This is a genomic window from Streptomyces sp. MB09-02B, from assembly GCF_033794485.1.
Classification (GTDB): Bacteria; Actinomycetota; Actinomycetes; order Streptomycetales; family Streptomycetaceae; genus Streptomyces.
In genome coordinates this window covers 1-2,545 of sequence record NZ_JARGEE010000726.1, presented here as the reverse complement: position 1 = coordinate 2,545, position 2,545 = coordinate 1, and the positions used below count along the sequence as shown (strand labels likewise).

At 70.0% G+C, this 2,545-nt stretch carries 1 protein-coding gene and 1 pseudogene; both read right to left on the bottom strand.

Annotation, left to right across the window (positions count from 1 at the left end; all coding sequences use genetic code 11):
- The coding region (locus P1P70_RS43360) for an AAA family ATPase (RefSeq protein ID WP_319247823.1) at positions 1–1,845 on the bottom strand (1,845 nt) is incomplete at its 3' end.
- Positions 1,846–2,278: 433 nt separating this feature from the next.
- Positions 2,279–2,545: pseudogene (locus P1P70_RS43355) on the bottom strand (hypothetical protein); the annotation flags it as partial.

The window sequence follows — 2,545 nt, the reverse complement described above, 5'->3', positions numbered from 1 at the left end:
CGACAAGACCTCCCCGTACGCCTGCATCAAGTCCGGCAACCGCAACGTCGACAGATCGTCCCGCGTAGGAATCGACGGATACCCCGACAACCGCAGATCCCGGTACGCACAACTCTTCTCGTACAACGTCCGCAGAAACCGCCCGTTCCCGAGTTCATCGATCCACCCCTGCTCCACGACATGCCCGGAGATGGACCGCAACTCGTCGAGCGCCTCCTCGTCCCACACGTCCCCGTTCTCCGCCGCGAGCACCTCCCCGATGGAGGTCAGCTCCAACGGCCGGTACGAGGGAAAGTCGACGCGCGTCGTGAACCGGGACGACAACCCGGGGTTCGCCGCCAGCAGCCGGTCCATCCCCTCCGGATAGCCGGCCAGGATCACCACCAGATGATCCCGGTTGTCCTCGGCCCGCTTCAGCAGCACCTGAAGCGCCTCGTCCCCGTACGCGTCCCCTTTCCCGTACCCGGAGTTGGACAGGGAGTACGCCTCGTCCACGAACAGCACCCCGCCGATCGCGGAGTCGATCAGCTCGTTGGCCTTCACGGCGGTCTGCCCGAGGTACTCGCCCACGAGATCCGCACGCTGCGCCTCGACGAGGTGATCACCGCCCAGCAGCCCGAGCGCGTAGAAGACACGGCCCAGTATTCGCGCCACGGTCGTCTTCCCGGTCCCCGACGGCCCGGAGAAGACGAAATGCCGCTTGGGCGGCTGCACGGGCAACCCCTGCCCCGCCCGCAACCGCGCCATGTTCAGCTGCGCGGACAACGCCTTGACCTGCCGCTTCACCGGTTCCAGCCCGACCATCCGCTCCAGCTCGGCCAGCGCCTCCTCCAGCAGCTCGGGATCCGTCGGCCCCGCCGGCAGCGACAGCGGCTCCACCGGCACCACGGCGGACTTCTCCCGTACGAACGTGTCGCCCGCCTCGGGCGGCAGCCCGCCCGACGGCGGCGGTCCGGAATCGGAAACCTTCAGATCCCGGCCCTCGGCGTCGAAGAACGGCTCCAGACCGTCGCCGTCGAGTACGTCCTGCCCGATCCCGGCGAGCGTGATCGCGGCGAAGTCGCTCGCGTCGTCGTCGTACCCGTCCCCCTCGGCGATCGCCGCCAGCCGCGCGGAGGTGTCCATGAAGGCGGGGTCGACCCGGTGCACGGCCCGGTACAGCGGCAGCGCGGCCGCACTGCGCCCCGTGCCCTCGTGGGCGCGGGCCAGCCAGTACCGCAGCTCCTTGCGCTGCGGCTGCTCGCTACGGCATCGCATCAGCGCCGCGGAGAGCAGCGGCTCGGCCTGACCGTACGTCTCCAGCCGGACCCGGGCCATCCCGCCGAACAGGCCGGCCTCGATCCCGAGCAGGGGATCGTCGAGCAGCGGATCGGTGTGCCGGACCAGCTGCTCCCAGTCCTTGACCAGGTAGGCGCGGCAGGCGTGCAGGAACCGCACCTGGTGGTCCGCGTCGACCGGCGGCAGCCCCGCGAGCGCCCGATCCAGCTCGGGTACGTGGCGCCCGTCCAGCCAGTGCGAGGCGTGCGCGAGCAGCAGATCACGCGGGCTCTCCAGCACCGGCTGCACCCACCAGCCCAGCCAGTACCAGGAGTTGAGGGTGCGGCGGTGCCGCGTGCGCTGCTCACCGAAGCGCTCCCGGTGCCGGAACATCCGCAGCAGCGCGGTCGTCGTGTCCACCCGCAGCGCGTGCAGCCCGAGCCAGCCGTCGGCCATCCCGGGATCCATCCGCACCGCGGCGCGGAACTCCTCCTCCGCCTGCGGATAGGCGCCCATGGTGTAGGCGTCCACGCCTCGCAGCCAGGCGAGGTCGGCCGGGGCCTCGGGGCCCCGCGAGCCGAAGTCCATCACGTCCCCCACAAACCGTGCCCCCGCTGGAACCGAACGGGCCGGTGCCCGTCGGCAGCCTTCGTCGAACCGCTGTGCCGCGGACGGGAGTTGCGCCGGTGCGTTGCTGCAGCCGTCCGAAGGTCGCACCTTGGGCATCGTACCCGCGGGTCGGGCGCCCTTCGAAGGGTGCCGCAACCCTCGTCCCACGAGGTGGGGGCAGACGGGGCGCATTGCGGACGGTGACCGAGGGTGAAGGAACGGTGTCGCTGGAGTTCCGGAAAGCCGCGAAAAAGGCAGAACGAAGCCCCCGATCACGGGGGAACAACCGGGGGCTTCGCGAATCTGGGCGGTATCTGATGACCGCACATTCAGAACGTAAGTCCTGTACGGCCCCCCGGTCAAGCGGAGTTGGGGCCCTCGGGCAACTTCTCGGACAGCCGTCTTCACGAGTTCAGCACATTGCGGATGGCCCGTCACCCTGAGTGAGGTGAGGTGTCGATCCGGGAGTCGTCGCAGGCCCCGTGAGCACCTCGTACCCCCTGTTTCCCGGCCGAATCAGCAGATCGGCGAACGGCCGGGAGGGATCCTCGGCGAAATGCCGACGCTCCGCCCGGACCCAGCCGGCCCAGAACTCGTCCTGTTCCGCCCCGTCCCGTGCCCGCCCTCGCGCCCAGGCGTCCCCTTCCGTCACCTCCATCCACACCAGCCACGCCAGATG